This window comes from Streptomyces flavochromogenes, assembly GCF_000717595.1.
In the GTDB taxonomy this organism is placed as follows: Bacteria; Actinomycetota; Actinomycetes; order Streptomycetales; family Streptomycetaceae; genus Streptomyces; species Streptomyces flavochromogenes.
Map to the genome: position 1 here is coordinate 192,059 of NZ_JNZO01000011.1, position 24,043 is coordinate 216,101.

Genomic DNA, 24,043 nt, shown 5'->3' on the forward strand with positions numbered 1-24,043 from the left:
TCGTGCCGGGGACACAGGCCGCGAGACACGGGATACGAGAAAGCCCCCGGTCGATTCGACCGGGGGCTTCTTCATGGAGCGGACGACGAGATTCGAACTCGCGACCCTCACCTTGGCAAGGTGATGCTCTACCAACTGAGCCACGTCCGCATGCGCCGTAGCGCGAAGCCAACTATACCCATCCTTTCGCCTGTGCGAGACGCACTGCCGCATGCCGGTTCTCGGCACCGAGCCTCGCGGCCGCCGAGGAGAGGTGGTTGCGGACGGTTCCGGGGGAGAGCGAGGCGCGTCGGGCGATCTCCCCGACGGGTGCCCCGGCGGGGGGAATTCGAGTATCCCGGCCTCGCGGGCGGTCAGTGGGGAGTCCCTGGCGGCGATGGCGTCGGCCGCCAACTCCACGCCCGCGTAACGGATTTCGGCATCCATGGTGCGGGTGATCTCGGCGAGTCGCTGGGCACTGACGGTCTTCGGGACGAAGTCGCGGACGCCGTCCGAGAGGGCCCGCCCGAGGCGCCAGGGACGGCCGTGCCCGGTCACGATCATGGTGCGGCAGCAGGGCGGTTCGCCGCGCAGGACTGTGGCGACCCTCACACTGTCCGCGCCCGGCATCTGCAGATCGAGCACGGTGACGTCGGGGCGATGGGCGCGGGCCATGGCGAGCGCCTCGGGCCCGGTCGCGGCCTCGGCGACGGCGAGATCGTCCTCGGGGCCGAGCAGCGGGGCGACCGCCCACGGATCAGATGCCCGGGCCTCGACCTGCCCGACGAGGTCCAGGGCGGGGCGGGGGTGGGTGGTGCAGCCTGCCCACATCCCTACGGTTTCGGCCACGGTCGGTTCGGAGGGTGAAGCCGCCCTCCTGGAGCATCACGCCGATCCGGGGGCGGACGGCGGCCCGGGGGCGGTACGGGTCGTGGCCGAGGACGCGGGCGGTGCCGGCACTCGGGACGGCGAGGAGTTCGAGGAGTTCGACGGTGGAGGTCTTCCCGGCGCCGTCGGTGCCGAGGAGGGCGGATCTCGCCGCACTGGACGGTGAAAGGAGATGCCGCGGACGGCCTCGAAGTCGCCGGAGTGGCCGCGGCGGAGGCCTTCCGCCACGATCGCGGGGGTCGCGGGCGTCGCGGAGACCGCAGGGCTCGCGCGGGTCTTGTGTCCAGGCTCCCGGCGGCGCGGGCCGTCCGGCAGTGCGCGCTGTCACCACCCGCTTCTGACACATGTCATGGGGGTGGCGGGAGTCGGGAGGAGGCGGAGCTCCTGGAGCTGTGGGGCTCCTGGAGTTCCTGGGGAAACGCCGAAGGCCCCGGTTCCAGAGAACCGGGGCCTTCGATCTGGAGCGGACGACGAGATTCGAACTCGCGACCCTCACCTTGGCAAGGTGATGCTCTACCAACTGAGCCACGTCCGCATTGCTGCCGCTCAGCTCTCACTGGGCGGTGCGAGCACCACTCTACCTGATGCACCGGAGTGCTCGGTCTTGCGATGCAGAGCGGGTGACAGGAATTGCACACTGCGCCTTCCCCCTGGAAGGGGGATGTTCTGCTACTGAACTACACCCGCACGCTGCGTGAGGTGGGGCTTTGCGGCCTCGCCCCTCGGCGTGTTCCAGACTTTAGCGGATCATGGGGGGTGCAATGCAAATCGGCTCGCCCGCCGCGTCGGCGGCCGGGGGGCCGGCCCGCTCAACTCGCGGCGCGGAAGGCCTCGTAGACCCGCTTCGGGATGCGGCCCCGGGCGGGCACCTCCATCTTGTTGGACTGCGCCCAGGCGCGGACCGCCGCCGGGTCGGGGGCGAGGGAGGTGTGGGTGTACGACTCCAGGGAGGCGCTCCGGCCGGTCACGGCCTTCGCCGGCAACTTGCGTCCTGCGGCGAGGTACGGGGCGAGCGCCTTGCGGAGTTTCTTTGCATTGGCAGCATTCAGGTCGATCTCGTACATCTTCCCGTCGAGGCCGAACGCGACCGTTTCAGCCGCTTCTCCGCCGTCCATGTCGTCGGAGATTGTGACCACCACACGCTGAGCCACGGATATCGGTCCTTTCCTGCGGCCGGCGCCGCAGAGGGGGCGCTTGTGACGCCTCTGACGTGCGGCGATGCCGACCGTACGGCTGTGCCGCGACAATGCTGATTTCTTCTCGATTCCTTTGTACAGCGATGGGCGTCGCATTGTGAAGCCCTGGCAATTGTTTCAGCGTGTCCCGGTGCAATGAGGTCCGCAATATTTCACTCGAATTTTGCGCGGGTGTGCTCGGGCGGGGGTGTGGGCTGTGATCCCTGGTGGGGTGGCGCCGTGGCCTGGCTTTTGTAGGATCCTTCAGATCTCTACCCGCGTAGAATTTGGAGACAGGTACGCTGAGGGAACCGCCCACGCAACACACCACCGGGAGTGCCAGTGGCACGCGTCGTAGTCGACGTCATGCTCAAGCCGGAGATCCTCGACCCTCAGGGGCAGGCGGTGCAGCGTGCACTGCCCCGCCTGGGATTCGCCGGAATCGCCGACGTCCGTCAGGGGAAGCGTTTCGAGCTGGAGGTGGAGGGACCGGTCGACGACGCCGCCCTCGCCCGCATCCATGAGATGGCCGAAACCTTCCTTGCCAACACTGTGATCGAAGACTTCATCGTGAAGGTGGAGTCGTGACCGCACGCATCGGCGTCGTCACGTTCCCCGGAACGCTCGACGACCAGGACGCGCTGCGTGCCGCCCGCCTCGCGGGCGCCGAACCCGTATCGCTCTGGCACCGCGACAAGGACCTCAAGCAGGTCGACGCCGTGGTCCTGGCCGGCGGTTTCTCCTACGGCGACTACCTGCGGGCCGGGGCCATCTCCCGCTTCTCGCCGGTGATGGAGACGATCATCGAGCAGGCGAAGGCGGGCATGCCCGTCCTCGGTATCTGCAACGGCTTCCAGATCCTCACCGAGGCCCATCTGCTGCCGGGCGCGATGCTGCGCAACAACCACCTCCACTTCATCTGCCGCGACCAGAAGCTGCGGGTGGAGAACGCGGAGACCGCCTGGACCTCGGACTACACCGAGGGCCAGGAGATCGAGGTCCCGCTCAAGAACATGGACGGCCGGTACGTCGCCGACGAGCGGGTGCTCGACGAGCTGGAGGCCGAGGGGCGGGTCGCCTTCCGCTACCTCGACGTCAACCCCAACGGCTCGCTGCGTGACATCGCGGGCATCACCAACGCCGCGGGCAACGTGGTCGGCCTCATGCCGCACCCCGAGCACGCCGTCGAGCCGCTCGTCGGCACCGGCAAGACGGACGGCCTCGGTTTCTTCACCTCGATCCTCAAGAAGCTGGTCAACGCCTGATGAGCCTCGACACCGTCAAGCACGCGAGCGAGACGCCGGACAGCGAGCAGCCCTGGAAGGAGCTCGGCCTCAAGGAGGACGAGTACGCGCGCATCCGCGAGATCCTGGGCCGCCGTCCCACCGGCGCCGAGCTCGCCATGTACTCCGTCATGTGGTCCGAGCACTGCTCCTACAAGAGCAGCAAGGTCCACCTGAAGCAGTTCGGCGAGAAGGTCCCCGAGAACGACGCCATGCTCGTCGGCATCGGTGAGAACGCCGGCGTCGTCGACGTCGGCCAGGGGTACGCGGTCACCTTCAAGGTCGAGTCGCACAACCACCCCTCGTACATCGAGCCCTACCAGGGCGCGGCCACCGGCATCGGCGGCATCGTCCGCGACATCCTCGCCATGGGTGCCCGCCCGGTCGCGGTCGTCGACCCGCTGCGCTTCGGCGCGGCCGACCACCCCGACACCAAGCGCGTGCTGCCCGGCGTCGTCGCCGGCATCGGCGGCTACGGCAACTGCCTCGGCCTGCCGAACATCGGCGGCGAGGTCGTGTTCGACGAGTGCTACCAGGGCAACCCGCTGGTCAACGCCGGCTGCATCGGCGTCATGAAGCACGAGGACATCCACCTCGCCAAGGCCTCCGGCCCCGGCAACAAGGTGATCCTCTACGGCGCCCGCACCGGCGGCGACGGCATCGGCGGCGTCTCGGTCCTCGCGTCCGAGACCTTCGACGACACCAAGCCGACCAAGCGCCCCGCCGTCCAGGTCGGCGACCCCTTCCAGGAGAAGCTCCTCATCGAGTGCACCCTGGAGATCTTCAAGGAGAAGCTGGTCGCGGGCATCCAGGACCTCGGCGGCGCCGGGCTCTCCTGTGCCACGTCCGAGCTGGCCTCCGCCGGTTCCGGCGGCATGCGCGTAGAGCTCGACCGGGTCCACCTGCGCGACGCGACCCTCTCGCCCGAGGAAATCCTCATGAGCGAGTCGCAGGAGCGCATGTGCGCGATCGTCGAGCCCGAGCACGTCGACCGCTTCCTGGAGATCTGCGAGAAGTGGGACGTCATCGCGGTCGTCATCGGTGAGGTGACCGAGGGCGAGCGTCTGGAGATCTTCTGGCACGGCGAGCAGATCGTCGACGTGCCGCCGCGCTCCGTCGCCCACGAGGGTCCGACCTACCACCGGCCGTACGCCCGCCCGGAGTGGCAGGACGCGCTCCAGGCCGACGACGCCGGCAAGCTGCCCCGGCCGCAGTCGGGCGAGGAGCTGAAGGACCAGGTCCTGAAGCTGGTCTCCTCCCCGAACCAGGCGTCGAAGTCCTGGATCACGGACCAGTACGACCGGTTCGTGCAGGGCAACACGGTCCTGGCGCAGCCCGAGGACGCGGGCATGGTCCGTATCGACGAGGAGACCAACCTCGGCGTGGCCATGGCGACGGACGGCAACGGCCGGTACGCCAAGCTCGACCCGTACACGGGTGCGCAGCTCGCGCTGGCGGAGGCGTACCGCAACGTCGCCGCCTCCGGTGCGAAGCCGCTGGCCATCTCGGACTGCCTGAACTTCGGTTCGCCCGAGGACCCGGCCGTGATGTGGCAGTTCGCCGAGGCCACCCGTGGTCTCGCGGACGGCTGCCTCCAGCTCGGCACCCCGGTGACCGGCGGCAACGTCTCGCTCTACAACCAGACCGGTGAGGTCGCGATCCACCCGACGCCGGTCGTGGCCGTCCTCGGTGTGATCGACGACGTCAACCGCCGTACGCCGATCGCCTTCGCGGAAGAGGGCCAGCTCCTCTACCTGCTCGGCGACACGCGCGAGGAGTTCGGCGGCTCGGCCTGGTCCGAGGTCATCCACAAGCACCTCGGCGGTCTGCCGCCGGCCGTGGACCTCGACCGGGAGAAGCTGCTCGGCGAGATCCTGATCTCGGCCTCGCGCGACGGCATGATCGACGCCGCGCACGACCTGTCCGACGGCGGTCTGGTCCAGGCGGTCGTCGAGTCCTGCCTCCGCGGTGGACACGGCGCGCGCCTGGTCGTTCCGGAGGGCCTGGACGCGTTCACGTTCCTCTTCAGCGAGTCGGCCGGCCGTGCGGTGGTGGCCGTTCCGCGCAGCGAGGAGCTCCGCTTCACCGACATGTGCGGTGCGCGGGGTCTGCCGGCGGCGCGGATCGGTGTCGTCGACGGAGACGCGGTCGACGTCCAGGGCGAGTTCGCGCTCTCCCTGACGGAGCTGCGCACGGCGCACGAGGCGACGATTCCGGGCCTGCTGGCCTGATCCGAAGCACCGGGGAGGCCCCCGTCCGGACCGCAAGGTCCGGGCGGGGGCTTTCGCGTTTCTCTCCTGCAGGAGATTACGTAAGTACGTAATCTCGATGGTATGGAGCTGGACGAGCGGGTCGCCGCGCTGGAACGGCGTATCGCGGCACTGGAGAGCGCGGCCGAAAGCGCGGCCGACAGTGCGGAGCGCCCCGCGCCCGAGGTCACCGGCAGCCCGCTCTGGGCGCTCGAAAGCCTCAAGGCGCAGCTCGCGGCGGACACGGGGGACCGGGGCGAGGACGGCGCGGTCGTCTTCACGGGATCGGTCAGGCTGCCGACCCAGGAGCGGTACGAGTGGCAGCTCGGCGCCTTCACCGGGCAGCTGTTCGAGGAAGACTGGGCGGACGCCGCCGAGTCGTTCGCCGCGCTCGGACATCCCGTACGGCTCCGCCTGCTGCGGGAGATCCTCGGCGGCCGGCGCACCGCCGCCGAACTGGCCGAGCTGGAAGAGACCGGCACGACCGGCCAGATCTACCACCACCTGCGCCAGCTGACCGGCGCCGGCTGGCTCAGGACCGTCGGACGCGGCCGCTACGAGGTCCCGGGAGCCCGGGTCGTCCCGCTCCTGGTGGTCCTCACCGCGGCCCGGCCGTGACCGACACCACGACGGCCGGCCGGGAACTGGCCCGGTGCGGGAACTCGGGCAACTCCACCGAGCCGCACGTGCACTTCCAGCTGATGGACGGCCCCGACCCGGACACGGCGAGCGGAGTGCCGTTCACCTGGCGCGGTGTCGGCGTACCGAAGAACGGCGAGACGTTCGAGGTGCCCCGCGACGCGGTCTACTCGGCCTGACCCCAGAAGGAGTCGGCGACGTCGATGTCCTCGACGCACTCGTCGATGTCGGAGATCTTGCCGCCGATGATGGTGAAGACGAGAGCGCCGTTCATCTCGATGCCCATGCCCTTGTCCTCGCGGGTGGCGAAGAACCGGTTCGCCGCCACGGCATGGCCGCGGCCGTCGACGGAGACGCTCTGCAGTTCGACCCGCATCTCGCCGCGGGTGAGTTCGAACATCTTGCGGTACATGTCGAGGACGTTGTCCCGGCCCTTGATGTGCCCGGATATCTGGCTCTCTCCGGGCGAGTGGTGCGTACAGTCCGCCGTCATCAGCTCACCGACGGCCTCCATGTCTCCTTTGGTCCACGCGTCGAAGCCCCGGCGGACCAGGGCGGCGTCAGGGTGCTCAGCCATCGCTCATCGACCCCTCTCGGTCGAACAGGTGCGCTGCCGGAAGCCCTCCCCCCTCCAGTCTCCGACTACCCTCGCCCCCATGCCACCGGCCAAGAAGCGCACCCGCCGCTACGACTCCGCCAAGACCAGGGCCGCCGTGCTCGCCCAGTTCGCCCACGTGCGGCAGGCGGTCGTGGCGCTCACGCCCGAGCAGCTCGACGGGCCGACCCGGCTGGGGGAGTGGACGGTACGGGACCTGGCCGCGCATCTGACGATGGTGCTCGCATCGACGGCCCGGAAGCTCGGGGAGCCCGAGCCGGCCCGACGGGAACTCGCTCTGCTCGACTGGCCCCTGGCCACGGCGACGGAGGCGGCGAGCATCGACGAGGACACCCGGGCGATCGACACGGCCGACCTGCCGGCGCTGTTCGCGGAGACGGCGGCGCGGTACGAGGCGGCGCTCGCGGGCGTCTCCGACGAGCGGCTGGTCCCGACCCGTTTCGGTGCGATGACCGTCGGCGAGTTCCTCGTCACCCGGACCGTCGAGCTCGTCGTCCACACGGACGACCTCAACGCCGCGACCGGCGCAGGCGTCCCCTACGACCGGCAGGCCCTCGCCGCCTGCACCCGGTTGCTCGCCGACGCCCTCGCGGCGAAGGCCCCGGGCGGGGCGGTCGAGGTGCGGATCCCGCCGTACGCGGTGGTGCAGTGCGTGGAGGGCCCCCGGCACACCCGGGGCACCCCGCCCAACGTGGTCGAGACCGACCCGCTGACCTGGATCCGCCTCGCGACCGGGCGGGCGGAGTGGGTGACGGAGCGGGACGAGGCCCGGGTCGGCGCCAGCGGCGAGCGGGCCGACCTGAAGGACCTCCTGCCCCTGATGGGCTGAGATTCCCGTACGGGCCCGGCCCCGGCGGAAACCGGCCGCGGAACCGACTTCCGCCCCGGACCGTCCCACCGCCATGCAGACGCAGACGCAGCGCACCCTCGCATCCGCCGCATCCGCCGCCGCCCTGGCCCTCCTCCTCGCCGCCTGCGGCACGGAGGGAGGCAGCACGGGAGCGGGCTCCGGCTCCGACACCGTCTCCCCCGACCTGCCCGTCGCCGGCACCCACTGGACGATCGGTGCCGTCACGGTCGACGGCCGCAGGTCCGCCGCCCCGGACGGCGCCCGCGTCGAGTTCGGCGCGGACGGCCGCGCCCGAGGCAACAGCGGCTGCAACACCTTCGGAGCGACCGTCGCCGTGAAGGGGGACACCCTGACCGTCTCCCCGCAGGAGATCACCGAGATGGGCTGCCCCGAGGACCGGCAGCGCTTCGAGACGGAGCTGGTCAAGGCCTTCACCGGCCCGCTCAAGGGGAAGCAGGAGGGCGAGGCCCTCACCCTGACGTCCCCGGACGGCCGCAACGGACTGGAGCTGACCGCGGAGGCGGACCTCCCGCTGCGCGGCACCACGTGGAAGATCGACGGGCTGATCTCGGGGGACACTGCGTCCTCGCTGCCCGCCGGCAGCGGCGACAAGGCCCGCCTCGTCCTCGGCGCGGACGGCCGGGTCAGCGGAAACCTGGGCTGCAACAACTTCGCCGCGACCGCCCGCGTCGAGGGGAAGACGCTCACTGTCGAGGGTCCGGCGGCGACCACCCGGATGATGTGCACCGGCCCGCAGATGCAGCTGGAGACCAAGCTGTACGAGCTCCTCGACGGCCGGCTCACCTATCGCCTGGACCACCGGACGCTGACCCTCACCAATGCCGAGGGCGAGGGCCTGGGGGCGACGGCGGACACCGCGACGACTGGCGGAACCTCCGAAGGAGCAGGCGGAACGGGCGGCCAAGAGCCCTCGGCGTCCCGGTGAACGAGCCCGTCCGGGGTGCCCTCCGTCACATCGCGACGGGGCTTGCGTCCTGGTACGAGCGTCCGCTCGGAGGGGTTCGGGGGCGAGAATCCCTTACCGTGCCTGCCTCGTAGCCCCCTCCAAGCCGGAGATGATCATTTCGTGCGATCGTACGAGCAGGGCGGACCCCGCATTTCCTCAATTCGGACCAGTGGTCGAGCCCGTCTACACTCGGAAACGTGCCACGTGGTGACGGTCGACTCAATCACGACCTGCTTCCCGGTGAGAAAGGCCCCCAGGACGCTTGTGGCGTCTTCGGTGTCTGGGCTCCGGGTGAAGAGGTCGCAAAGCTCACGTACTTCGGGCTCTACGCCCTCCAGCATCGGGGCCAGGAATCCGCGGGAATCGCGGTCAGCAACGGCTCCCAGATCCTCGTCTTCAAGGACATGGGCCTCGTGTCCCAGGTCTTCGACGAGACCTCTCTCGGTTCCCTCCAAGGTCATATCGCGGTCGGTCACGCCCGCTACTCGACCACCGGGGCCTCCGTGTGGGAGAACGCGCAGCCGACGTTCAGGGCAACCGCCCACGGCTCGATCGCGCTCGGCCACAACGGCAACCTGGTGAACACGGCGCAGCTCGCCGAAATGGTCGCCGACCTGCCCAAGAAGGAAGGCCGCAGCACCCGCGTCGCGGCCACCAACGACACCGACCTGCTCACGGCGCTCCTCGCCGCCCAGGTCGACGACGAGGGCAAGCCGCTCACCATCGAGGAAGGTGCCGCCAAGGTCCTTCCCGATGTCCGGGGCGCCTTCTCCCTCGTCTTCATGGACGAGCACACGCTCTACGCGGCCCGTGACCCGCAGGGCATCCGCCCGCTGGTCCTCGGCCGCCTGGAGCGCGGCTGGGTGGTCGCGTCCGAGTCCGCCGCCCTCGACATCTGTGGCGCCAGCTACGTTCGCGAGGTCGAGCCGGGCGAGATGATCGCGATCGACGAGAACGGCATCCGTACCTCGCGATTCGCGGAAGCGAAGCCCAAGGGCTGTGTCTTCGAGTACGTGTACCTGGCTCGCCCGGACACCGACATCGCCGGCCGGAACGTGTACCTCTCCCGCGTGGAGATGGGCCGCCGCCTGGCGAAGGAGGCGCCCGTCGAGGCCGACCTGGTGATAGCGACGCCGGAGTCCGGCACCCCGGCCGCGATCGGCTACGCCGAGGCCTCGGGCATCCCGTTCGGCGCGGGCCTGGTGAAGAACGCCTACGTCGGGCGCACCTTCATCCAGCCCTCGCAGACCATCCGCCAGCTCGGCATCCGGCTGAAGCTGAACCCGCTCAAGGACGTCATCAAGGGCAAGCGCCTGGTGGTCGTCGACGACTCGATCGTCCGCGGCAACACCCAGCGCGCCCTCGTCAAGATGCTCCGCGAGGCCGGCGCGGCCGAGATCCACATCCGGATCTCCTCGCCGCCGGTGAAGTGGCCCTGCTTCTTCGGCATCGACTTCGCCACCCGCGCGGAGCTGATCGCCAACGGCATGTCGATCGAGGAGATCGGCAAGTCGCTGGGCGCGGACTCGCTCTCGTACATCTCGATCGACGGGATGATCGAGGCGACCACGATCCAGAAGCCGAACCTCTGCCGTGCCTGCTTCGACGGCGAGTACCCGATGGAGCTGCCGGACCCCGAGCTGCTCGGCAAGCAGCTCCTGGAGACCGAACTGGCCGCGGGTCCCGCCGCCACGGCGGCCTCCGACGCGCTCCGCCGTCCGTGAGCACGGTCGCCCGTAAGACCCCGCTGCAACCGCAGTACGACACGAAAGTTCCCAGCCATGCCTGAGACCACCGGTGCCAGCTACGCGTCCGCGGGCGTCGACATCGAAGCGGGTGACCGCGCTGTCGAGCTCATGAAGGAGTGGGTGAAGAAGACGCAGCGCCCCGAGGTCCTCGGTGGCCTCGGCGGCTTCGCCGGCCTCTTCGACGCCTCCGCCCTCAAGCGCTACGAGCGTCCGCTGCTCGCCTCCGCCACCGACGGCGTCGGGACGAAGGTCGACATCGCCCGCCAGATGGGCGTGTACGACACGATCGGCCACGACCTGGTCGCGATGGTCATGGACGACATCGTCGTCTGCGGCGCCGAGCCGCTCTTCATGACCGACTACATCTGTGTCGGCAAGGTCCACCCGGAGCGGGTCGCCGCCATCGTCAAGGGCATCGCCGAGGGCTGTGTCCTGGCCGGCTGCGCGCTGGTCGGCGGCGAGACGGCGGAGCACCCGGGCCTCCTCGGCCCGGACGACTTCGACGTCGCCGGCGCGGGCACGGGTGTCGTGGAGCACGACCGGCTGCTCGGCCCCGATCGCATCCGTACGGGGGACGCGGTCATCGCCATGGCCTCCTCGGGTCTTCACTCCAACGGGTACTCGCTCGTCCGGCACGTGGTCTTCGACCGCGCGGGCATGACCCTCGACCAGCGGGTCGACGAGCTGGGCCGCACGCTGGGCGAGGAGCTCCTGGAGCCCACGAAGATCTACTCGCTCGACTGCCTGGCCCTCACCCGGACCACGGACGTCCACGCGTTCAGCCACATCACGGGCGGCGGTCTGGCGGCGAATCTGGCCCGGGTGATCCCGGACGGCCTGCACGCCACGGTCGACCGTTCGACCTGGGCGCCGGGCGCGATCTTCGACCTGGTCGGCAAGGCCGGTCAGGTGGAGCGCCTGGAGCTGGAGAAGACCCTGAACATGGGTGTCGGCATGATGGCGGTCGTGCCGGCCGAGTCCGTGGACGCGGCCCTGACGACGCTGGCGGACCGGGGCGTCGAGTCCTGGGTCGCGGGCGAGATCACCGAGCGCGGCGCGCACACCACGGGCGCGGAGCTGGTCGGGGACTACGCGAAGTAGTTCTCACGGGTACGAGGTGACGGGGCGCTCCTGAGGGGCGCCCCGTTCGCGTCGCAACCAGCGCGTCGGGCGGGTCGTGCCGAACGACTTCGGTCGTGTCGTACGAGCCCCGGCGCCGCCCGGACGCGGACAGCACAGAAACCCGGCCGGGTGATCCCGGACCGGGTTTCTGTGATGCGATTCAGAAGGTCAAGCGCGACGCGGGGACGCGCTCGGACCGGACTCGTCGTCCTCGTCCTCGTCGTCCTCGTTATAGAGATCCGCGTACTGGGCGTACGGGTCGTCTTCCTCGTCGTCGTCCTCGAACGGCTCGCCATTCGGCGGCTGGTTCGAAGTCGAAGCGCCCAGCTCATTGGCCAGACGCGTCAAGTCTGTCCCGCCGCTGCTGTACTTCAGCTGGCGGGCGACCTTGGTCTGCTTGGCCTTTGCCCGGCCGCGCCCCATGGCTCGACCCCCTCGGTGACGGGGCTCGGTGGCCCCAGAGTCTTGACACGCGTTCATGATTCGGAACGGACTCTCGACAGAGAGACCGGTCCGTAGGGCTTCAACGGTACCTGTTTCCGCGGGTCTACGGTACGCCGCGCGCATCACATACCCCGGTACAGAACCATCGAGGTGCCCTTTCCTCGCTGGTCAATCGCGATTTTAACCTCTTCTTGAGGGCCGACCCGCCGAGGGGCGTGAGCGAAGTCTCCCCGTGGTCGCTCCGTGGCCCTCCCACGGACTCCTCAGGGTCACCCCGGCGACGGGTCGGTCCCGGTGCGGCTCAGGCGCGTCGCGCGTCCGCCATGCGCTGCTCGGCGATCCGGTCGGACGCCGCGGCCGGCGGAATCCCATCGGCCTTCGCACGTGCGAAGATTTCGAGCGTGGTGTCGAAGATCTTCGTCGCCTTCGCCTTGCAGCGGTCGAAGTCGAAACCGTGCAGCTCGTCGGCGACCTGGATCACGCCACCGGCGTTGACCACGTAGTCGGGCGCGTAGAGGATCCCGCGCTCCACGAGGTCCTTCTCGATGCCCGGGTGGGCGAGCTGGTTGTTGGCCGCGCCGCAGACGATGCTCGCGGTGATGAACGGGACGGTCTCCTCGTTCAGGGCGCCGCCGAGCGCGCAGGGCGCGTAGATGTCGAGACCCTCGACGCGGATCAGCGCCTCGGTGTCGGCGACGACGGTGACCTGCGGGTGCTTGTCGGTGATCCGGCGCACCGACTCCTCGCGCACATCGGTGATCACGACCTCGGCGCCGTCCTCCAGGAGGTGCTCGACGAGGTAGTGGCCGACCTTGCCGACGCCCGCGACGCCGACCTTGCGGCCGCGCAGGGTCGGGTCGCCCCAGAGGGTCTGCGCGGAGGCGCGCATGCCCTGGAAGACACCGAAGGCGGTGAGGACGGAGGAGTCGCCGGCGCCGCCGTTCTCGGGGGAGCGTCCGGTCGTCCACTTGTTCTCGCGGGCGACGACGTCCATGTCGGCGACGTAGGTGCCGACGTCGCAGGCCGTGACGTACCGGCCGCCGAGGGAGGCGACGAAGCGCCCGTAGGCGAGGAGGAGCTCCTCCGTCTTGATCTTCTCCGGGTCGCCGATGATGACGGCCTTGCCGCCACCGTGGTCGAGACCGGCCATGGCGTTCTTGTACGACATGCCGCGGGCCAGGTTGAGGGCGTCGGCGATCGCCGCGGCCTCGGTGGCGTACGGGTAGAAGCGGGTGCCGCCGAGGGCGGGGCCCAGGGCGGTGGAGTGGAGGGCGATGACGGCCTTGAGGCCGGTGGCGCGGTCCTGGCAGAGCACGACTTGCTCGTGGCCACCCTGCTCCGAGTGGAACAAGGTGTGCAGTACATCAGCAGGAACGCCGGTCACATCGGTCACGGTGGTGACTCCCAAGTACGAAGCGGCGGTTGCGGACCTCCCTAGGGGTGGGGGAGGACCAGTTCGGCAAGAGAGTAAGTCCTACCTGGGCGTAGATCGGCAGCAGTGCTCAGGATCACCCCCTCCCGGAGTACCTCCGTGGAAGGATTCGCGACATGTCGGTCGCTTCCTCGGTCCTCATCCCCTACGCGTCCTATCTGCGGGTGTACGAGCCGCTGGCCGCTTTCCCCGAGCCGGAGCGGACCCACTGGGCCCGGTACTCCCGCCTGCCGCGCACCCCGGGGGCGCAGGAGGAGCTGCGGCGCTCGCTGGCCGACCTGCTGCCCACACCGCCGGTCCCGGTGCCGGTCCACGAGAGCGGGGAGGCCTTCGTCGCCCATCTGGACGGGGTGGTGGTGATCTGTCCGTGGCGGACCCGGCTGCGGGGGTGGCTGGCGCTCCAGGAGCTGTCCGGCCAGTTCCCGGAGCCGGTGCTCGACGCGATGCTGCCGCCGGTCGTGCGCGTCCAGGTGGAGAGCGACTACGAGCGCTGGCTGAGCAGGAACCCGGACGCGCGTCCGTGGATCCGTACGGCGGTCTGGCAGGTGCCGCTGCGCTGGTTCGCGCTCTTCGGGGACGAGGACCGGGAGTACGAGCCGGGGGAGCGGCCGTCCGCCGCGGGCGCGGACGGCCCGTCGGGTGCGGCCGGTGCGGGCGCGGGCGGCCCGGGTGCGGCCGGTGCGGGCGCGGACGGTGCGGGGAAGGCTCCGGTGCTGCGCTACCGGACGACGATGGCGCAGGCGCGCCGCCGTCTCGCGCGGGCGCTGCGGGCGATGCGGGAGTCGATCGACGACGGTCCGATGACCGAGGGCCTGATCGAGGTGGGGCGCTGGCTGGAGGAGTTCCATCCGCGGGCGCTCGTGGAGCTGGACTTCGGCGGTCTGGTGCACGCGCTCCCGGAGGAGTGGCTGGCGGCGGACCGGTCGGCGGCGCAGCTGGCGGAGGGGATCGCGGCGCTGCGGGCCGGCGACGGTGAGCGGGCGAGCGACGCGTACGGGCGGCTCGCGGAGCGCTGGCGGGCGGTCAGGGATCTTCGCTTCGCGAATTGACATCAGTCGGGCATCTTCGTCAGGTCGGTATCGACAAGACATGTCCGACGGGTGTAAATGATCTTCAGGGTTGTCCGGATACCGCCTGCCCGGTTTTGAATGCCGGGTGGTGTCGGGCCTTTCGGCACCCGCTGGGCGGGGACGTTGGTCCCGATCCGGGCCTTTGGCTCAAGCGTGACGGACAGCACGTAACGCACCCTTGCGTCGATCACCCACCCTCGTGCCAAAATAGGACAAGGAGTCCGGGGAGGGTTCCTTCCGTCCATCTATGGGCGGAACGCTCAGCATTGCACTCTATGGGGGGTCTGAGGACTCCTGATCGCTCTGTGACTGATCGTCACAGTGGCGTGACTGTCCGTTATGGCATGGTCCATCGACTTCCGCCGCTGATGAACACCTGCGAGGGCAATTCCATCGGTTTGGCCGACGTGGCTGGACGGATGGTGTAGTTGTAGTGCCGAGGACAAGCCGTTCGTCCTATAACCGACTCGGCCCGCTTCTGCCATTTCGGGCAACGCGGGTCAAGGTGCAGAATTTAGAGGAAAGAACCGAGATGGTTCGGTTCTCCCGAGGAGGCCGCTCATGACCGCTCGCACCCCTGATGCCGAGCCGCTGCTGACCCCTGCCGAGGTTGCCACGATGTTCCGCGTGGACCCGAAGACGGTGACCCGTTGGGCGAAGGCCGGGAAGCTCACGTCCATCCGCACCCTGGGTGGGCATCGCCGGTACCGCGAGGCCGAGGTCCGCGCTCTGCTGGCGGGTATTCCGCAGCAGCGCAGCGAGGCCTGAGGTCGCGCAAACACCCCGTAGTACCCAGCAGTACCCCGTAACACCGGGCCTGTCCGGATCCCCCAATCCGGTCGCCCACACCTAGCTCTGCCGACGGATTCCTGCCCCAACAGGCCTTCGTCAACGATCGCGCTGGACTCCGCCGGGTCTAGCGCGATCTTCTTTTGTGTCCGGCGCCACTCTTCGGAGGGTGGTGCAATTGCACATATTAAATCGGGCTGGTGTAGGGAGGGTGTAAGTGAAGCGGTTTCTGAAACTGCCTCAGTGACTCCCGTCACACTGGCGAACTCTTGCCAAGGAACAGCCTCCCACTTCGCGGAACGGCCTCAACCCGCCGTTGGTCATGGGTCGGTGGGACTTTCGTCCCCGCTGCCGTCCGCCGGCCGCTCGGGCTCTTCCCCCGGCCTCTCGGCCCCGTCCGGCCCTTCCGGTCCTTCCGGTCCTTCGTCGGGCTGCTCGGGCTCCGGTTCCGGTCCTTCGTCCGGCCCCTCGGGCTCCGGAAGGTCCATGGAGAGCCGCAGGAGGCGATGGCAGACCACGCAGTGGCGGGTGAGGTGTCCGTACCGGGACGCGGCCGCCAGATGGGCGCGCAGCAGTGCTCTCGTCTCGTGCCGTGCTGCGGACGCCGCGGCCATGCGCGCCACCTCCGGTGTGGGCCCCCGAATCCCTGATGTCCGGGGTACCGGCGGGCCTGTGGCCCCGTCAAGACACGGGAACACAAAGAAGGGCCCGCATCTCACGATGCGGGCCCTTCCTCAAGGCGAACCTGACGGGACTTGAACCCGCGACCTCCACCTTGACAGGGTGGCGAGCTAACCAACTGCTCCACAGGTCCTTGCTGTCAGCCCCTCGTAAGTGGCTGCGAGGAACACTGTACAGCAGGTCAGCGGTCCGGTCGAACGCACCGACGGCGACGCTCCGCTACGGGGCCGCCGCGTCGATCGCCTTCACGATCCGCTTGTCCGAGATCGGGTACGCCGTGCCCAGCGCGTGCGCGAAGTAGCTCACCCGCAGCTCCTCGATCATCCAGCGGATGTCGGTGACCTCGGAAGGCACCGGGCGGCCCTTGGGGAGCTGCTCGAGCAGCCAGGCGTACTCGTCCTGCATCTCCTGGACCTTCTCCATCCGGGTGGTGTCCCGCTGGACCCCGGTCGGCATCTGCTGGAGCCGCCGGTCCACCGCCACCAGATAGCGCATCAGGTCCGGGAGCCGCTTCAGGCCCGTACGGGTGACGAAGCCCGCCGGCATCAGCCAGGCCAGCTGGGCGCGCACGTCGGTCAGGTTGTTGATCAGCGCCAGGCTGTTCGTCGACTTCAGCCGGCGCTCGCACGCCTGCCAGGCCGCCAGGATCTGCTGGACCTGGCCCACCGTCCGTACGGTCGTGTCCACCAGGTCCGCGCGGACCTTGTCGAACAGCTTCCGGAACGACTCCTCGTCCCAGGCCGGACCGCCGTGGTCGGTGATCAACCGGTCGGCCGCTGCGGTCGCGCAGTCGTCGAAGAGCGCCTGGATCGAGCCGTGCGGGTTCGACGACAGGGCCAGCTTCTGCTGGTTGGTCAGCTTGTCCGAGGCGAACTTCGCCGGGTTCACCGGAATGTTCAGCATGATCAGCTTCCGGGTGCCCCGCCACATCGCCCGCTCCTGCTCGGCCTCCGTGTCGAAGAGCCGTACGGCGACGGTCGCGCCCTCGTCCACGAGCGCCGGGTACGCCTTGACCGGCTGCCCGCCCCGCTTGGTCTCGAAGACCCTCGTGAGCGTCCCGATCGTCCAGTCCGTGAGCCCCGTGCGCTCCAGGGAGGGCCCGGAGCCGTCCGGACCCCCGGTCGCCGCCGCGGCGGCCTGTGAGAGGGCCTTGCGGGCCTTCGGGCGCAGCCGCAGCCGCAGCGTCTCCAGATCCTTGTCCTCGGCGAGCTTCCTGCGCCGCTCGTCGACGATCCGGAACGTCACCTTGAGGTGCTCGGGGACCTTGGCCCAGTCGAAGTCGTCGGCCGTCACCGGCACGCCTACCATCCGCTGGAGCTCGCGGGCGAGCGCCCCCGCCAGCGGCTCCTGCACGGGCACGACCGCGTCGAGGAAGCGGGAAGCGAAGTTCGGCGCGGGCACGTAGTGGCGGCGGATCGGCTTCGGCAGGGAGCGGATCAGCTCGGTGACGACCTCGGCCCGGAGACCGGGGATCTGCCACTCGAAGCCGTCGTCCGTCACCTGGTTCAGGACCTGGAGCGGGACGTGGACGGTCACACCGTCGGCGTCCGCGCCGGGCTCGAACTGGTACGTCACCCGGAACTTCAGCGGACCCTGCCGCCAGGAGTCCGGATAGTCGTCCTTGGTGACCCCGGCGGCCTTCTCGTTGATGAGCATCTCGCGCTCGAAGTCCAGGAACTCCGGCTCGTCATGGCGCTTGTGCTTCCACCAGGAGTCGAAGTGGGCCCCGGACACCACGTGTTCGGGGACGCGCTTGTCGTAGAAGTCGAACAGCGTCTCGTCGTCGACCAGGATGTCCCGGCGCCGCGCGCGGTGCTCCAGCTCCTCGACCTCGGTGAGGAGCTTGCGGTTGTCCGCGAAGAACTTGTGGTGGGTGCGCCAGTCGCCCTCGACCAGCGCGTTCCTGATGAACAGGTCGCGGGAGACCTCGGGGTCGATCCGCCCGTAGTTGACCTTGCGGTCGGCGATGATCGGGACGCCGTACAGCGTCACCTTCTCGAAGGCCATCACGGCCGCCTGGTCCTTCTCCCAGTGCGGCTCGCTGTACGTCTTCTTCACCAGGTGCTGGGCGAGCGGCTCGATCCACTCGGGCTCCACGCGCGCGTTGACCCGGGCCCAGAGGCGCGAGGTCTCGACCAGCTCGGCGGACATGACGAAGCGCGGGGGCTTCTTGAAGAGCGCGGAACCGGGGAAGATCGCGAACTTGGCGCTGCGGGCGCCCAGGTAGTCGTTCTTCGCGCCGTCCTTCACGTCCTTCATGCCGATGTGCGAGAGCAGACCGGCGAGGAGCGAGATGTGGACGGACTGCTCCGGCGCGTCCTCCTCGTTCACATGGATGCCCAGCTGCTTCGCCACCGTCCGCAGCTGCGCGTAGATGTCCTGCCACTCGCGGATGCGCAGGAAGTTCAGGTACTCCTGCTTGCACATCCGGCGGAAGGAGCTGGAACCGCGCTCCTTCTGCTGCTCACGGACGTACCGCCACAGGTTCAGGAAGGCGAGGAAGTCGCTCGTCTCGTCCTTGAACCGGGCGTGCTGCTGGTCGGCCTGCGTCTGCTTCTCCGCCGGCCGCTCGCGCGGGTCCTGGATGGAGAGGGCGGCCGCGATCACCATGACCTCGCGGACACAGCCGTTCTTGTCGGCCTCCAGGACCATCCGGGCGAGCCGCGGGTCGACGGGCAGCTGGGCGAGCTTCCGCCCCTGCTGGGTGAGCCGCTTCTTCGGATCCTTCTCCGCCGGGTCGATCGCGCCCAGCTCCTGGAGGAGCTGCACGCCGTCCCGGATGTTGCGGTGGTCCGGCGGGTCGATGAAGGGGAACTTCTCGATGTCGCCGAGACCGGCCGCGGTCATCTGGAGGATGACGGAGGCGAGGTTCGTACGGAGGATCTCGGCGTCCGTGAACTCCGGCCGCGTGAGGAAGTCGTCCTCCGAGTACAGCCGGATGCAGATGCCGTCGGAGGTACGGCCGCAGCGGCCCTTGCGCTGGTTGGCGCTGGCCTGGCTGACCGGCTCGATCGGCAGCCGCTGCACCTTGGTGCGGTGCGAGTAGCGGGAGATGCGGGCGGTGCCCGGATCGATCACGTACTTGATGCCGGGGACGGTCAGGGACGTCTCGGCGACGTTCGTCGCGAGGACGATGCGGCGGCCGGAGTGCGCCTGGAAGACCCGGTGCTGCTCGGCGTGGCTCAGCCGGGCGTAGAGCGGAAGGACCTCGGTGTTGCGCAGCTGCCGCTTGAGCAGCGCGTCCGCGGTGTCACGGATCTCGCGCTCACCCGAGAGGAAGACCAGGACGTCGCCGGGGCCCTCGGACTGGAGCTCGTCGACGGCCTCGCAGATCGCGGTGATCTGGTCCCGGTCGCTCTCCTCGGACTCCTCTTCGAGGAGGGGCCGGTAGCGGACCTCGACCGGGTACGTACGGCCGGAGACCTCGACGATCGGGGCCTCGCCGAAGTGGCGGGAGAAGCGCTCCGGGTCGATGGTCGCCGAGGTGATCACGACCTTGAGGTCGGGGCGCTTCGGGAGCAGCTGGGCCAGATAGCCGAGCAGGAAGTCGATGTTGAGGGACCGCTCGTGGGCCTCGTCGATGATGATCGTGTCGTAGGCGCGCAGCTCGCGGTCCGTCTGGATCTCGGCGAGCAGGATGCCGTCCGTCATCAGCTTCACGAAGGTCGCGTCGGGGTTCACCTGGTCGGTGAAGCGGACCTTCCAGCCGACGGCTTCGCCGAGCGGGGTCTTCAGCTCCTCGGCGACCCGCTCGGCGACCGTGCGGGCGGCGATCCGGCGGGGCTGGGTGTGCCCGATCATGCCCCGGACGCCCCGGCCGAGCTCCAGGCAGATCTTCGGGATCTGGGTGGTCTTTCCCGAACCCGTCTCACCGGCGACGATCACGACCTGGTGGTCGCGTATCGCCTCCAGGATCTCGTCCTTCTTCTGCGAGACGGGCAGCTGTTCGGGATACGTGACCGCGGGCACGCGGGAGGCGCGCCCGTCGACGCGCTCCTTGGCCTTGGCCGCCTCGACGGCGATCTCGTCCAGGACGGCCGCGCGGGCCTCGGGCTTGCGGATGCGGCGGGCGCCTTCGAGACGGCGGCCGAGCCGGTGGGAGTCCCGCAGCGAGACCTCGGCCAGGACGGACTGGAGGGCGGCGAAGGAAGTAGACATACGGAATCCAGGATCGCACCTGCGGCCGAGAAGCGGCGAACCGATTTACGAGTGGCGTCCCTGGTGCCCCGCGCGCGGCTTCCCGGTGACGGGTGGCTTCCGGGTGCGGGGTGGTGGGGTGCGTACTATTTCGGGCACGTCGACCGGACCGGAGAGGTTTCGCATGTTCCGCACCACCCGTGTGCCGGCGGCGTTCGCCGCGCTCGTGGCGCTGGTCCTCGGACTCCTGGTGTGCGGTGCGACGACGGCCACGCCCGCGGGGACGGCCCCGGTCGTCCTGGGCGCCGCCGTACCCGGCTGCGACCCGGGCCATCCCGTCGACGAGGGGGCCGCCGGTCCCGTCGTACCACCGCGCGCGCATGCCTTCGCGGAGCTGCTGCCGGCCCTGGCCGCCGACCGGACGCCGTGCGGCGCCCGGGAACAGGATCCGGCCGGCCGGGGCGTGTCGGCGGGACGGGAGCCACCCGCGCGCGTACCTCTGTCTCCCGTGGAGCTGTCGGTCCTGAGGGTCTAGACGGACGGCCGTCCTCCGCCGTTCTCTTCCCCCTGTCTCTCTCCTCAGGAGCGCTTCCGCATGTCCAGGTCCAAGCCGATCGCCATCGTCTCCGGGGTGGCCGTCGCCGCCGTCCTGCTCGGCGTCGTCTCGTACACCGCCACCCGGCCCGCGTCCCCCGGCGCCGCGGGTTCCTCCTCCGTCGCCGAGGTCTCCGCCGACCCCTCGGCCGGCGTCTACGCCGAACTGGAGGCGTACGCCCGCCGCGACGCCTCCGACAAGCTCGCCCTCGGCCGCGCCGACGCGCCCGTCGTGCTCATCGAGTACGCCGACTTCAAGTGCGGCTACTGCGGGAAGTTCGCCCGGGACACCGAGCCGGTCCTGGTCGAGAAGTACGTCGACAACGGCACCCTGCGCATCGAGTGGCGGAACTTCCCGATCTTCGGCGAGGAGTCGGAGGCGGTCGCCCGCGCGTCCTGGGCCGCAGGGCAGCAGGGCCGGTTCTGGGAGTTCCACAAGGCCGCCTACGCGGAGGGCGCCAAGGAGAAGGGCTTCGGCAAGGACCGGATCGCGGCCCTGGCGAAAGAGGCGGGCGTCCCCGACGCGGCCCGGTTCGCGAAGGACAGCGAGGGGGCGGCGGCCCGCGCGGCCGTGAGCGCGGACCAGGAGCAGGGCTACTCCCTCGGCGCCACCTCCACCCCCTCCTTCCTGATCAACGGCCGGCCGATCGCCGGCGCGCAGCCGCTGGAGACGTTCACGGAGACGATCGAGGCGGCGGCCGAGGCGGCCAGGGCGGCGAAGACGGCCGAGCCGACCGGCGGCGCCACGAAGCCGGGCTCGGACTCCGCGCGGTGACCTCCGGCATCGGCTACTTCGCCGCCTTCCTCGGCGGGCTGCTCGCGCTGCTCAGCCCGTGCAGCGCCCTGCTCCTGCCGGCCTTCTTCGCGTATTCGATCGACACGCGCGCGAAGCTGGTCGCCAGGACCGGCATCCTCTACGCGGGCCTGGCGACCACCCTCGTCCCGCTCGGCGCGGCCGGCTCCTTCGCGGGCCGGCTCTTCTACGGCCACCGGGACCTGCTCGTCACCGCCGGCGGCTGGCTGATCATCGGCCTCGGTGTCCTGCAGATCCTCGGCCTGGGCTTCGCCTCCCGGCGGATCGCCGAGGCGAGCGGCCGGATCCGGCCCACGTCGGCGCTCTCCGTCTACGCCCTGGGCCTGGTCTACGGCCTCGCGGGCTTCTGCGCGGGCCCGATCCTGGGCAGCGTCCTGACGGTCGCGGCGCTGAGTGGCAGCCCGGCGTACGGGGGACTGCTCCTCGCCGTGTACGCGCTCGGCATGGCCGTTCCGCTGTTCGTGCTCGCGCTGCTCTGGGAGCGGTACGACCTGGGCCGCCGGTCCTGGCTGCGCGGCCGGCCGCTGCGGGTGGGGCCCCTCATGCTCCACTCGACGTCGCTGCTCTCGGGCCTGTTCTTCGTGGCCCTCGGGACGCTCTTCCTGGTCTTCGACGGGACGACCGCGCTGCCGGGCCTGCTGTCGGTGGACGACTCGTTCGCGGTGGAGCAGCGGGTGGCCTCGCTCGGCCGGGCGGTCCCGGACTGGGCGCTGCTCCTCGCGGTGGTGGCCGTGGTGGCGCTCGTGCTCGCGCTGCGGGCGAGGCGGGGGAGCCGTTCGGGGGAACGCGAGGAGGTCTGACGGTACGGGGAGGGGGCGCCGGCCTCCTCCCCGTACGCATCTCCGCGTGCAGACATACGACGAAGGCCCCGTTCTTTCGAACGGGGCCTTCTGTTTGTGGCTGGGGCCGGGGTCGAACCGGCGACCTATCGCTTTTCAGGCGATCGCTCGTACCAACTGAGCTACCCAGCCACGAAGCTGTTTCCAGCTTCAGCGACTCTGACGGGACTTGAACCCGCGACCTCCACCTTGACAGGGTGGCGAGCTAACCAACTGCTCCACAGAGCCAAGCTTGTGCGCGATCACTAGTCTCGCACACGGTACTGCGTGCCCCCAACGGGATTCGAACCCGTGCTACCGCCTTGAAAGGGCGGCGTCCTGGGCCACTAGACGATGAGGGCTAGAGGCTCACCTGGGCGCTTCGCAGCGCGTCGGGGACGTGAGAAGCATATGGGATGCCGGGCGCTATCGCCAAAACGGTTTCCGGCGGGGGGACAATGGGCGCGTGCTGGAGATGACGCGCGAGGAGTTCGAAGAGCTGGTCGCCGAGGCCCTGGACCGCATTCCGCCGGAGCTGACGCGGCTGATGGACAACGTCGCGGTGTTCGTGGAGGACGAGCCCGCCGCGGACGATCCCGAGCTGCTCGGGCTCTACGAGGGGACGCCGCTGACCGAGCGCGGTGAGTGGTACGCCGGTGTGCTGCCGGACCGGATCACGATCTACCGGGGGCCGACGCTGCGGATGTGCGAGTCGCGCGAGGACGTGGTCGCGGAGACCGAGATCACGGTGGTGCACGAGATCGCCCACCACTTCGGCATCGACGACGAGCGGCTGCACGCGCTGGGCTACGGCTGAGTGGGCCCCGGGCATACGCCCGGGCCCTCTCGGGCGTGTCCCTTGTGGCGCCGGGGGAGTTGGGCAGGGCAACGCGTTCCGTTCCTGCCTGTCGTGTCCTGGAGGTGCCCCCGTGCGCCATTTGCCCACCCGTGCCAGATGGGCCGCCGCCGCGCTGGCCGTCGCGGCCTGTGCCGGTCTGAGCGGCTGTATGAGTGTGAGTGACGAGGGGGCGAAGCCGGCGCCCGGCGCGTCCGGCGGGAAGCGGGGCGTGGCGACCGATTCCGGGGGCGGTGCGGCCGGGGAGTCCGGCGGTGACGCGGGTTCGTGGAACGGCCGGCCGGGCGCCGGAGGCCCCGACGTGACCGGCTCCGGTACGGAGTCCCCGGTGCCGAGCGGCTCCCCCTCGGGCACGGCGAAGCCCTCCCCGGGCGCGGTGCTGCCCGTGGAGGGTCCGGGCGGCCCCGGCGGCCCGTCTGAACCGCAGCCGACGGGCGGTCAGGACGGCCCGGGCGGCGGCTCGGGCGGTTCCGCCGGGAACGGCGGCAGTGGGGGCGGGAACGGGGGCGGCGGCAATGGCGGCGGGGCGAACGGCGGCGGCTCCGGCGGTCCGGGCGGCGGGGGCACGCCCACACCGGAGCCGACCGCGGAGCCGACCCCTGAGCCGACGCCCGAGCCGACCACGGAGCCCACTCCCGAGCCGACGCCGGAGCCGACCTCCCATCCGACCGATCCGCCGTCGCCCGGAGCCGACACCCAGATGGGTGCGATGCGCGCGGCGGACGGGCCTGGCGCGCCCCCGGAGCCGGTGGCGTCTCCGCAGGTCGGACCGGTGTGAGGGAGTCCGATTTGCCATAGGTGGGGGAGGGTGCGTATGGTGGTAGATCGTTTGATCCCATTGCCCGGCGCCGACACAGAAGAGCGCCGTGTGGCGCGTACTCTCCCTAGCCGT

At 70.0% G+C, this 24,043-nt stretch carries 21 protein-coding genes, 7 tRNA genes and 2 pseudogenes; 16 read left to right on the top strand and 14 right to left on the bottom strand.

Annotation, left to right across the window (positions count from 1 at the left end):
- Positions 1-74: 74 nt before the first annotated feature.
- The 5 genes and pseudogenes from IF00_RS0114940 to IF00_RS0114960 all read right to left on the bottom strand — a co-directional run bounded on the left by IF00_RS0114940 (position 75) and on the right by IF00_RS0114960 (position 2,018).
- Positions 75-150, bottom strand: a tRNA-Gly gene (locus tag IF00_RS0114940).
- 22 nt (positions 151-172) lie between these two features.
- Positions 173-774 (bottom strand): annotated as a pseudogene (locus tag IF00_RS43745) (response regulator transcription factor).
- Between the two features lie 552 nt (positions 775-1,326).
- Positions 1,327-1,402, bottom strand: a tRNA-Gly gene (locus IF00_RS0114950).
- An 80-nt stretch (positions 1,403-1,482) separates the two neighbouring features.
- Positions 1,483-1,554 (bottom strand) — tRNA-Gly (locus tag IF00_RS0114955).
- 122 nt (positions 1,555-1,676) lie between these two features.
- Positions 1,677-2,018, bottom strand: coding sequence for a histone-like nucleoid-structuring protein Lsr2 (locus IF00_RS0114960; RefSeq protein WP_030318247.1), 342 nt, complete (start codon positions 2,016-2,018; stop codon positions 1,677-1,679).
- Between the two features lie 366 nt (positions 2,019-2,384).
- On the opposite strand from IF00_RS0114960, the gene purS reads away from it, so the two are divergent.
- From purS to IF00_RS0114985, 5 genes and pseudogenes are all read left to right on the top strand, one after another.
- A complete protein-coding gene (purS, locus tag IF00_RS0114965; RefSeq protein ID WP_017240564.1) occupies positions 2,385-2,630 on the top strand; it encodes a phosphoribosylformylglycinamidine synthase subunit PurS in 246 nt (81 codons plus the stop codon).
- A complete protein-coding gene (gene purQ, locus IF00_RS0114970; protein WP_030318250.1) occupies positions 2,627-3,307 on the top strand; it encodes a phosphoribosylformylglycinamidine synthase subunit PurQ in 681 nt (226 codons plus the stop codon). Before purS ends, purQ begins: the two co-directional genes overlap by 4 nt.
- The gene (gene purL / locus IF00_RS0114975; protein WP_030318252.1) at positions 3,307-5,556 is read left to right on the top strand and encodes a phosphoribosylformylglycinamidine synthase subunit PurL; all 2,250 of its coding nucleotides are present in this window, start codon (positions 3,307-3,309) and stop codon (positions 5,554-5,556) included. The genes purQ and purL overlap by 1 nt, the downstream gene beginning before the upstream one ends.
- A gap of 102 nt (positions 5,557-5,658) precedes the next feature.
- Complete coding sequence (locus tag IF00_RS0114980) at positions 5,659-6,192, top strand: ArsR/SmtB family transcription factor (protein ID WP_030318255.1); 534 nt, start codon at positions 5,659-5,661, stop codon at positions 6,190-6,192.
- A gap of 2 nt (positions 6,193-6,194) precedes the next feature.
- Positions 6,195-6,392: pseudogene (locus IF00_RS0114985) on the top strand (M23 family peptidase); the annotation flags it as partial.
- On the opposite strand, the gene IF00_RS0114990 reads toward IF00_RS0114985, so the two are convergent.
- Positions 6,380-6,790, bottom strand: coding sequence for a nuclear transport factor 2 family protein (locus IF00_RS0114990; RefSeq protein WP_030318258.1), 411 nt, complete (start codon positions 6,788-6,790; stop codon positions 6,380-6,382). The pseudogene IF00_RS0114985 and the gene IF00_RS0114990 overlap by 13 nt on opposite strands.
- A gap of 79 nt (positions 6,791-6,869) precedes the next feature.
- On the opposite strand from IF00_RS0114990, the gene IF00_RS0114995 reads away from it, so the two are divergent.
- The 4 genes from IF00_RS0114995 (at position 6,870) to purM (ending at position 11,495) form a co-directional block, all read left to right on the top strand.
- A complete protein-coding gene (locus IF00_RS0114995; protein WP_030318260.1) occupies positions 6,870-7,658 on the top strand; it encodes a maleylpyruvate isomerase family mycothiol-dependent enzyme in 789 nt (262 codons plus the stop codon).
- 73 nt (positions 7,659-7,731) lie between these two features.
- Positions 7,732-8,625, top strand: a complete 894-nt coding sequence (locus IF00_RS0115000) for an META domain-containing protein (protein WP_030318262.1) — start codon at positions 7,732-7,734, stop codon at positions 8,623-8,625.
- A gap of 218 nt (positions 8,626-8,843) precedes the next feature.
- A complete protein-coding gene (gene purF, locus IF00_RS0115005) occupies positions 8,844-10,370 on the top strand; it encodes an amidophosphoribosyltransferase (RefSeq protein ID WP_030318264.1) in 1,527 nt (508 codons plus the stop codon).
- 57 nt (positions 10,371-10,427) lie between these two features.
- On the top strand, positions 10,428-11,495 hold the full coding sequence (purM, locus tag IF00_RS0115010; RefSeq protein ID WP_030318266.1) for a phosphoribosylformylglycinamidine cyclo-ligase: 1,068 nt from the start codon (positions 10,428-10,430) through the stop codon (positions 11,493-11,495).
- A gap of 189 nt (positions 11,496-11,684) precedes the next feature.
- Here the strand turns inward: purM and IF00_RS0115015 are convergent, their stop codons facing one another.
- Together IF00_RS0115015 and IF00_RS0115020 are read right to left on the bottom strand one after the other, a co-directional pair.
- The gene (locus IF00_RS0115015) at positions 11,685-11,939 is read right to left on the bottom strand and encodes a DUF3073 domain-containing protein (protein ID WP_030318267.1); all 255 of its coding nucleotides are present in this window, start codon (positions 11,937-11,939) and stop codon (positions 11,685-11,687) included.
- A gap of 322 nt (positions 11,940-12,261) precedes the next feature.
- Complete coding sequence (locus IF00_RS0115020) at positions 12,262-13,353, bottom strand: Leu/Phe/Val dehydrogenase (RefSeq protein WP_030318269.1); 1,092 nt, start codon at positions 13,351-13,353, stop codon at positions 12,262-12,264.
- A 155-nt stretch (positions 13,354-13,508) separates the two neighbouring features.
- Here IF00_RS0115020 and IF00_RS0115025 point away from each other — a divergent pair, with 155 nt between their 5' ends.
- Together IF00_RS0115025 and bldC are read left to right on the top strand one after the other, a co-directional pair.
- Entirely contained in the window at positions 13,509-14,441 is a 933-nt protein-coding gene (locus tag IF00_RS0115025) for a DUF8083 family protein (protein ID WP_030318271.1), read from the top strand.
- Between the two features lie 582 nt (positions 14,442-15,023).
- A complete protein-coding gene (gene bldC, locus IF00_RS0115030) occupies positions 15,024-15,230 on the top strand; it encodes a developmental transcriptional regulator BldC (protein ID WP_003949541.1) in 207 nt (68 codons plus the stop codon).
- 341 nt (positions 15,231-15,571) lie between these two features.
- Here the strand turns inward: bldC and IF00_RS0115035 are convergent, their stop codons facing one another.
- The 3 genes from IF00_RS0115035 to hrpA form a co-directional block, all read right to left on the bottom strand.
- Positions 15,572-15,865 (bottom strand): DUF6274 family protein, encoded by a 294-nt coding sequence (locus tag IF00_RS0115035; RefSeq protein WP_030318273.1) that lies wholly within the window; start codon positions 15,863-15,865, stop codon positions 15,572-15,574.
- Between the two features lie 126 nt (positions 15,866-15,991).
- A tRNA-Asp gene (locus IF00_RS0115040) sits at positions 15,992-16,065 on the bottom strand.
- Between the two features lie 86 nt (positions 16,066-16,151).
- Complete coding sequence (gene hrpA, locus IF00_RS0115045) at positions 16,152-20,090, bottom strand: ATP-dependent RNA helicase HrpA (RefSeq protein WP_030318275.1); 3,939 nt, start codon at positions 20,088-20,090, stop codon at positions 16,152-16,154.
- Positions 20,091-20,253: 163 nt separating this feature from the next.
- Between hrpA and IF00_RS0115050 the strand changes: the two genes are divergently transcribed.
- The 3 genes from IF00_RS0115050 to IF00_RS0115060 are packed head-to-tail and all read left to right on the top strand — an operon-like array spanning position 20,254 to position 22,277.
- Positions 20,254-20,604, top strand: a complete 351-nt coding sequence (locus IF00_RS0115050) for a hypothetical protein (protein ID WP_030318277.1) — start codon at positions 20,254-20,256, stop codon at positions 20,602-20,604.
- Positions 20,605-20,664: 60 nt separating this feature from the next.
- Positions 20,665-21,438 carry a DsbA family protein gene (locus tag IF00_RS0115055; protein ID WP_037638248.1) on the top strand — a complete coding sequence of 258 codons (774 nt, stop codon included), beginning with the start codon at positions 20,665-20,667 and terminating at the stop codon, positions 21,436-21,438.
- On the top strand, positions 21,435-22,277 hold the full coding sequence (locus IF00_RS0115060) for a cytochrome c biogenesis CcdA family protein (RefSeq protein ID WP_030318281.1): 843 nt from the start codon (positions 21,435-21,437) through the stop codon (positions 22,275-22,277). The genes IF00_RS0115055 and IF00_RS0115060 overlap by 4 nt, the downstream gene beginning before the upstream one ends.
- Before the next feature lie 97 nt (positions 22,278-22,374).
- Here IF00_RS0115060 and IF00_RS0115065 read toward each other — a convergent pair.
- The 3 genes from IF00_RS0115065 to IF00_RS0115075 form a co-directional block, all read right to left on the bottom strand.
- Positions 22,375-22,448, bottom strand: a tRNA-Phe gene (locus tag IF00_RS0115065).
- A 22-nt stretch (positions 22,449-22,470) separates the two neighbouring features.
- Positions 22,471-22,544: transfer RNA gene (locus IF00_RS0115070), tRNA-Asp, on the bottom strand.
- A 40-nt stretch (positions 22,545-22,584) separates the two neighbouring features.
- Positions 22,585-22,657: transfer RNA gene (locus IF00_RS0115075), tRNA-Glu, on the bottom strand.
- Positions 22,658-22,761: 104 nt separating this feature from the next.
- Here IF00_RS0115075 and IF00_RS0115080 point away from each other — a divergent pair.
- Both IF00_RS0115080 and IF00_RS45635 read left to right on the top strand, forming a co-directional pair.
- Positions 22,762-23,112: a metallopeptidase family protein gene (locus IF00_RS0115080; protein ID WP_030318282.1), complete on the top strand. Its 351-nt coding sequence runs from the start codon at positions 22,762-22,764 to the stop codon at positions 23,110-23,112.
- Positions 23,113-23,224: 112 nt separating this feature from the next.
- Entirely contained in the window at positions 23,225-23,929 is a 705-nt protein-coding gene (locus tag IF00_RS45635) for a hypothetical protein (RefSeq protein ID WP_158710467.1), read from the top strand.
- Positions 23,930-24,043: the final 114 nt, after the last annotated feature.

What these genes read in the sequence shown, in the direction of transcription:
- IF00_RS0115055 (WP_037638248.1), top strand. Translation starts at nt 20,665, where the DNA reads ATGTCCAGGTCCAAGCCGATCGCCATCGTCTCCGGGGTGGCCGTCGCC.
- purM (WP_030318266.1), top strand. Translation starts at nt 10,428, where the DNA reads ATGCCTGAGACCACCGGTGCCAGCTACGCGTCCGCGGGCGTCGACATC.
- bldC (WP_003949541.1), top strand. Translation starts at nt 15,024, where the DNA reads ATGACCGCTCGCACCCCTGATGCCGAGCCGCTGCTGACCCCTGCCGAG.
- IF00_RS0115000 (WP_030318262.1), top strand. Translation starts at nt 7,732, where the DNA reads ATGCAGACGCAGACGCAGCGCACCCTCGCATCCGCCGCATCCGCCGCC.
- hrpA (WP_030318275.1), bottom strand. Translation starts at nt 20,090, where the DNA reads ATGTCTACTTCCTTCGCCGCCCTCCAGTCCGTCCTGGCCGAGGTCTCG.
- IF00_RS0114995 (WP_030318260.1), top strand. Translation starts at nt 6,870, where the DNA reads ATGCCACCGGCCAAGAAGCGCACCCGCCGCTACGACTCCGCCAAGACC.
- IF00_RS0114980 (WP_030318255.1), top strand. Translation starts at nt 5,659, where the DNA reads ATGGAGCTGGACGAGCGGGTCGCCGCGCTGGAACGGCGTATCGCGGCA.
- purL (WP_030318252.1), top strand. Translation starts at nt 3,307, where the DNA reads ATGAGCCTCGACACCGTCAAGCACGCGAGCGAGACGCCGGACAGCGAG.
- IF00_RS0115015 (WP_030318267.1), bottom strand. Translation starts at nt 11,939, where the DNA reads ATGGGGCGCGGCCGGGCAAAGGCCAAGCAGACCAAGGTCGCCCGCCAG.
- IF00_RS0115050 (WP_030318277.1), top strand. Translation starts at nt 20,254, where the DNA reads ATGTTCCGCACCACCCGTGTGCCGGCGGCGTTCGCCGCGCTCGTGGCG.
- IF00_RS0115035 (WP_030318273.1), bottom strand. Translation starts at nt 15,865, where the DNA reads ATGGCCGCGGCGTCCGCAGCACGGCACGAGACGAGAGCACTGCTGCGC.
- IF00_RS0114990 (WP_030318258.1), bottom strand. Translation starts at nt 6,790, where the DNA reads ATGGCTGAGCACCCTGACGCCGCCCTGGTCCGCCGGGGCTTCGACGCG.
- IF00_RS0115025 (WP_030318271.1), top strand. Translation starts at nt 13,509, where the DNA reads ATGTCGGTCGCTTCCTCGGTCCTCATCCCCTACGCGTCCTATCTGCGG.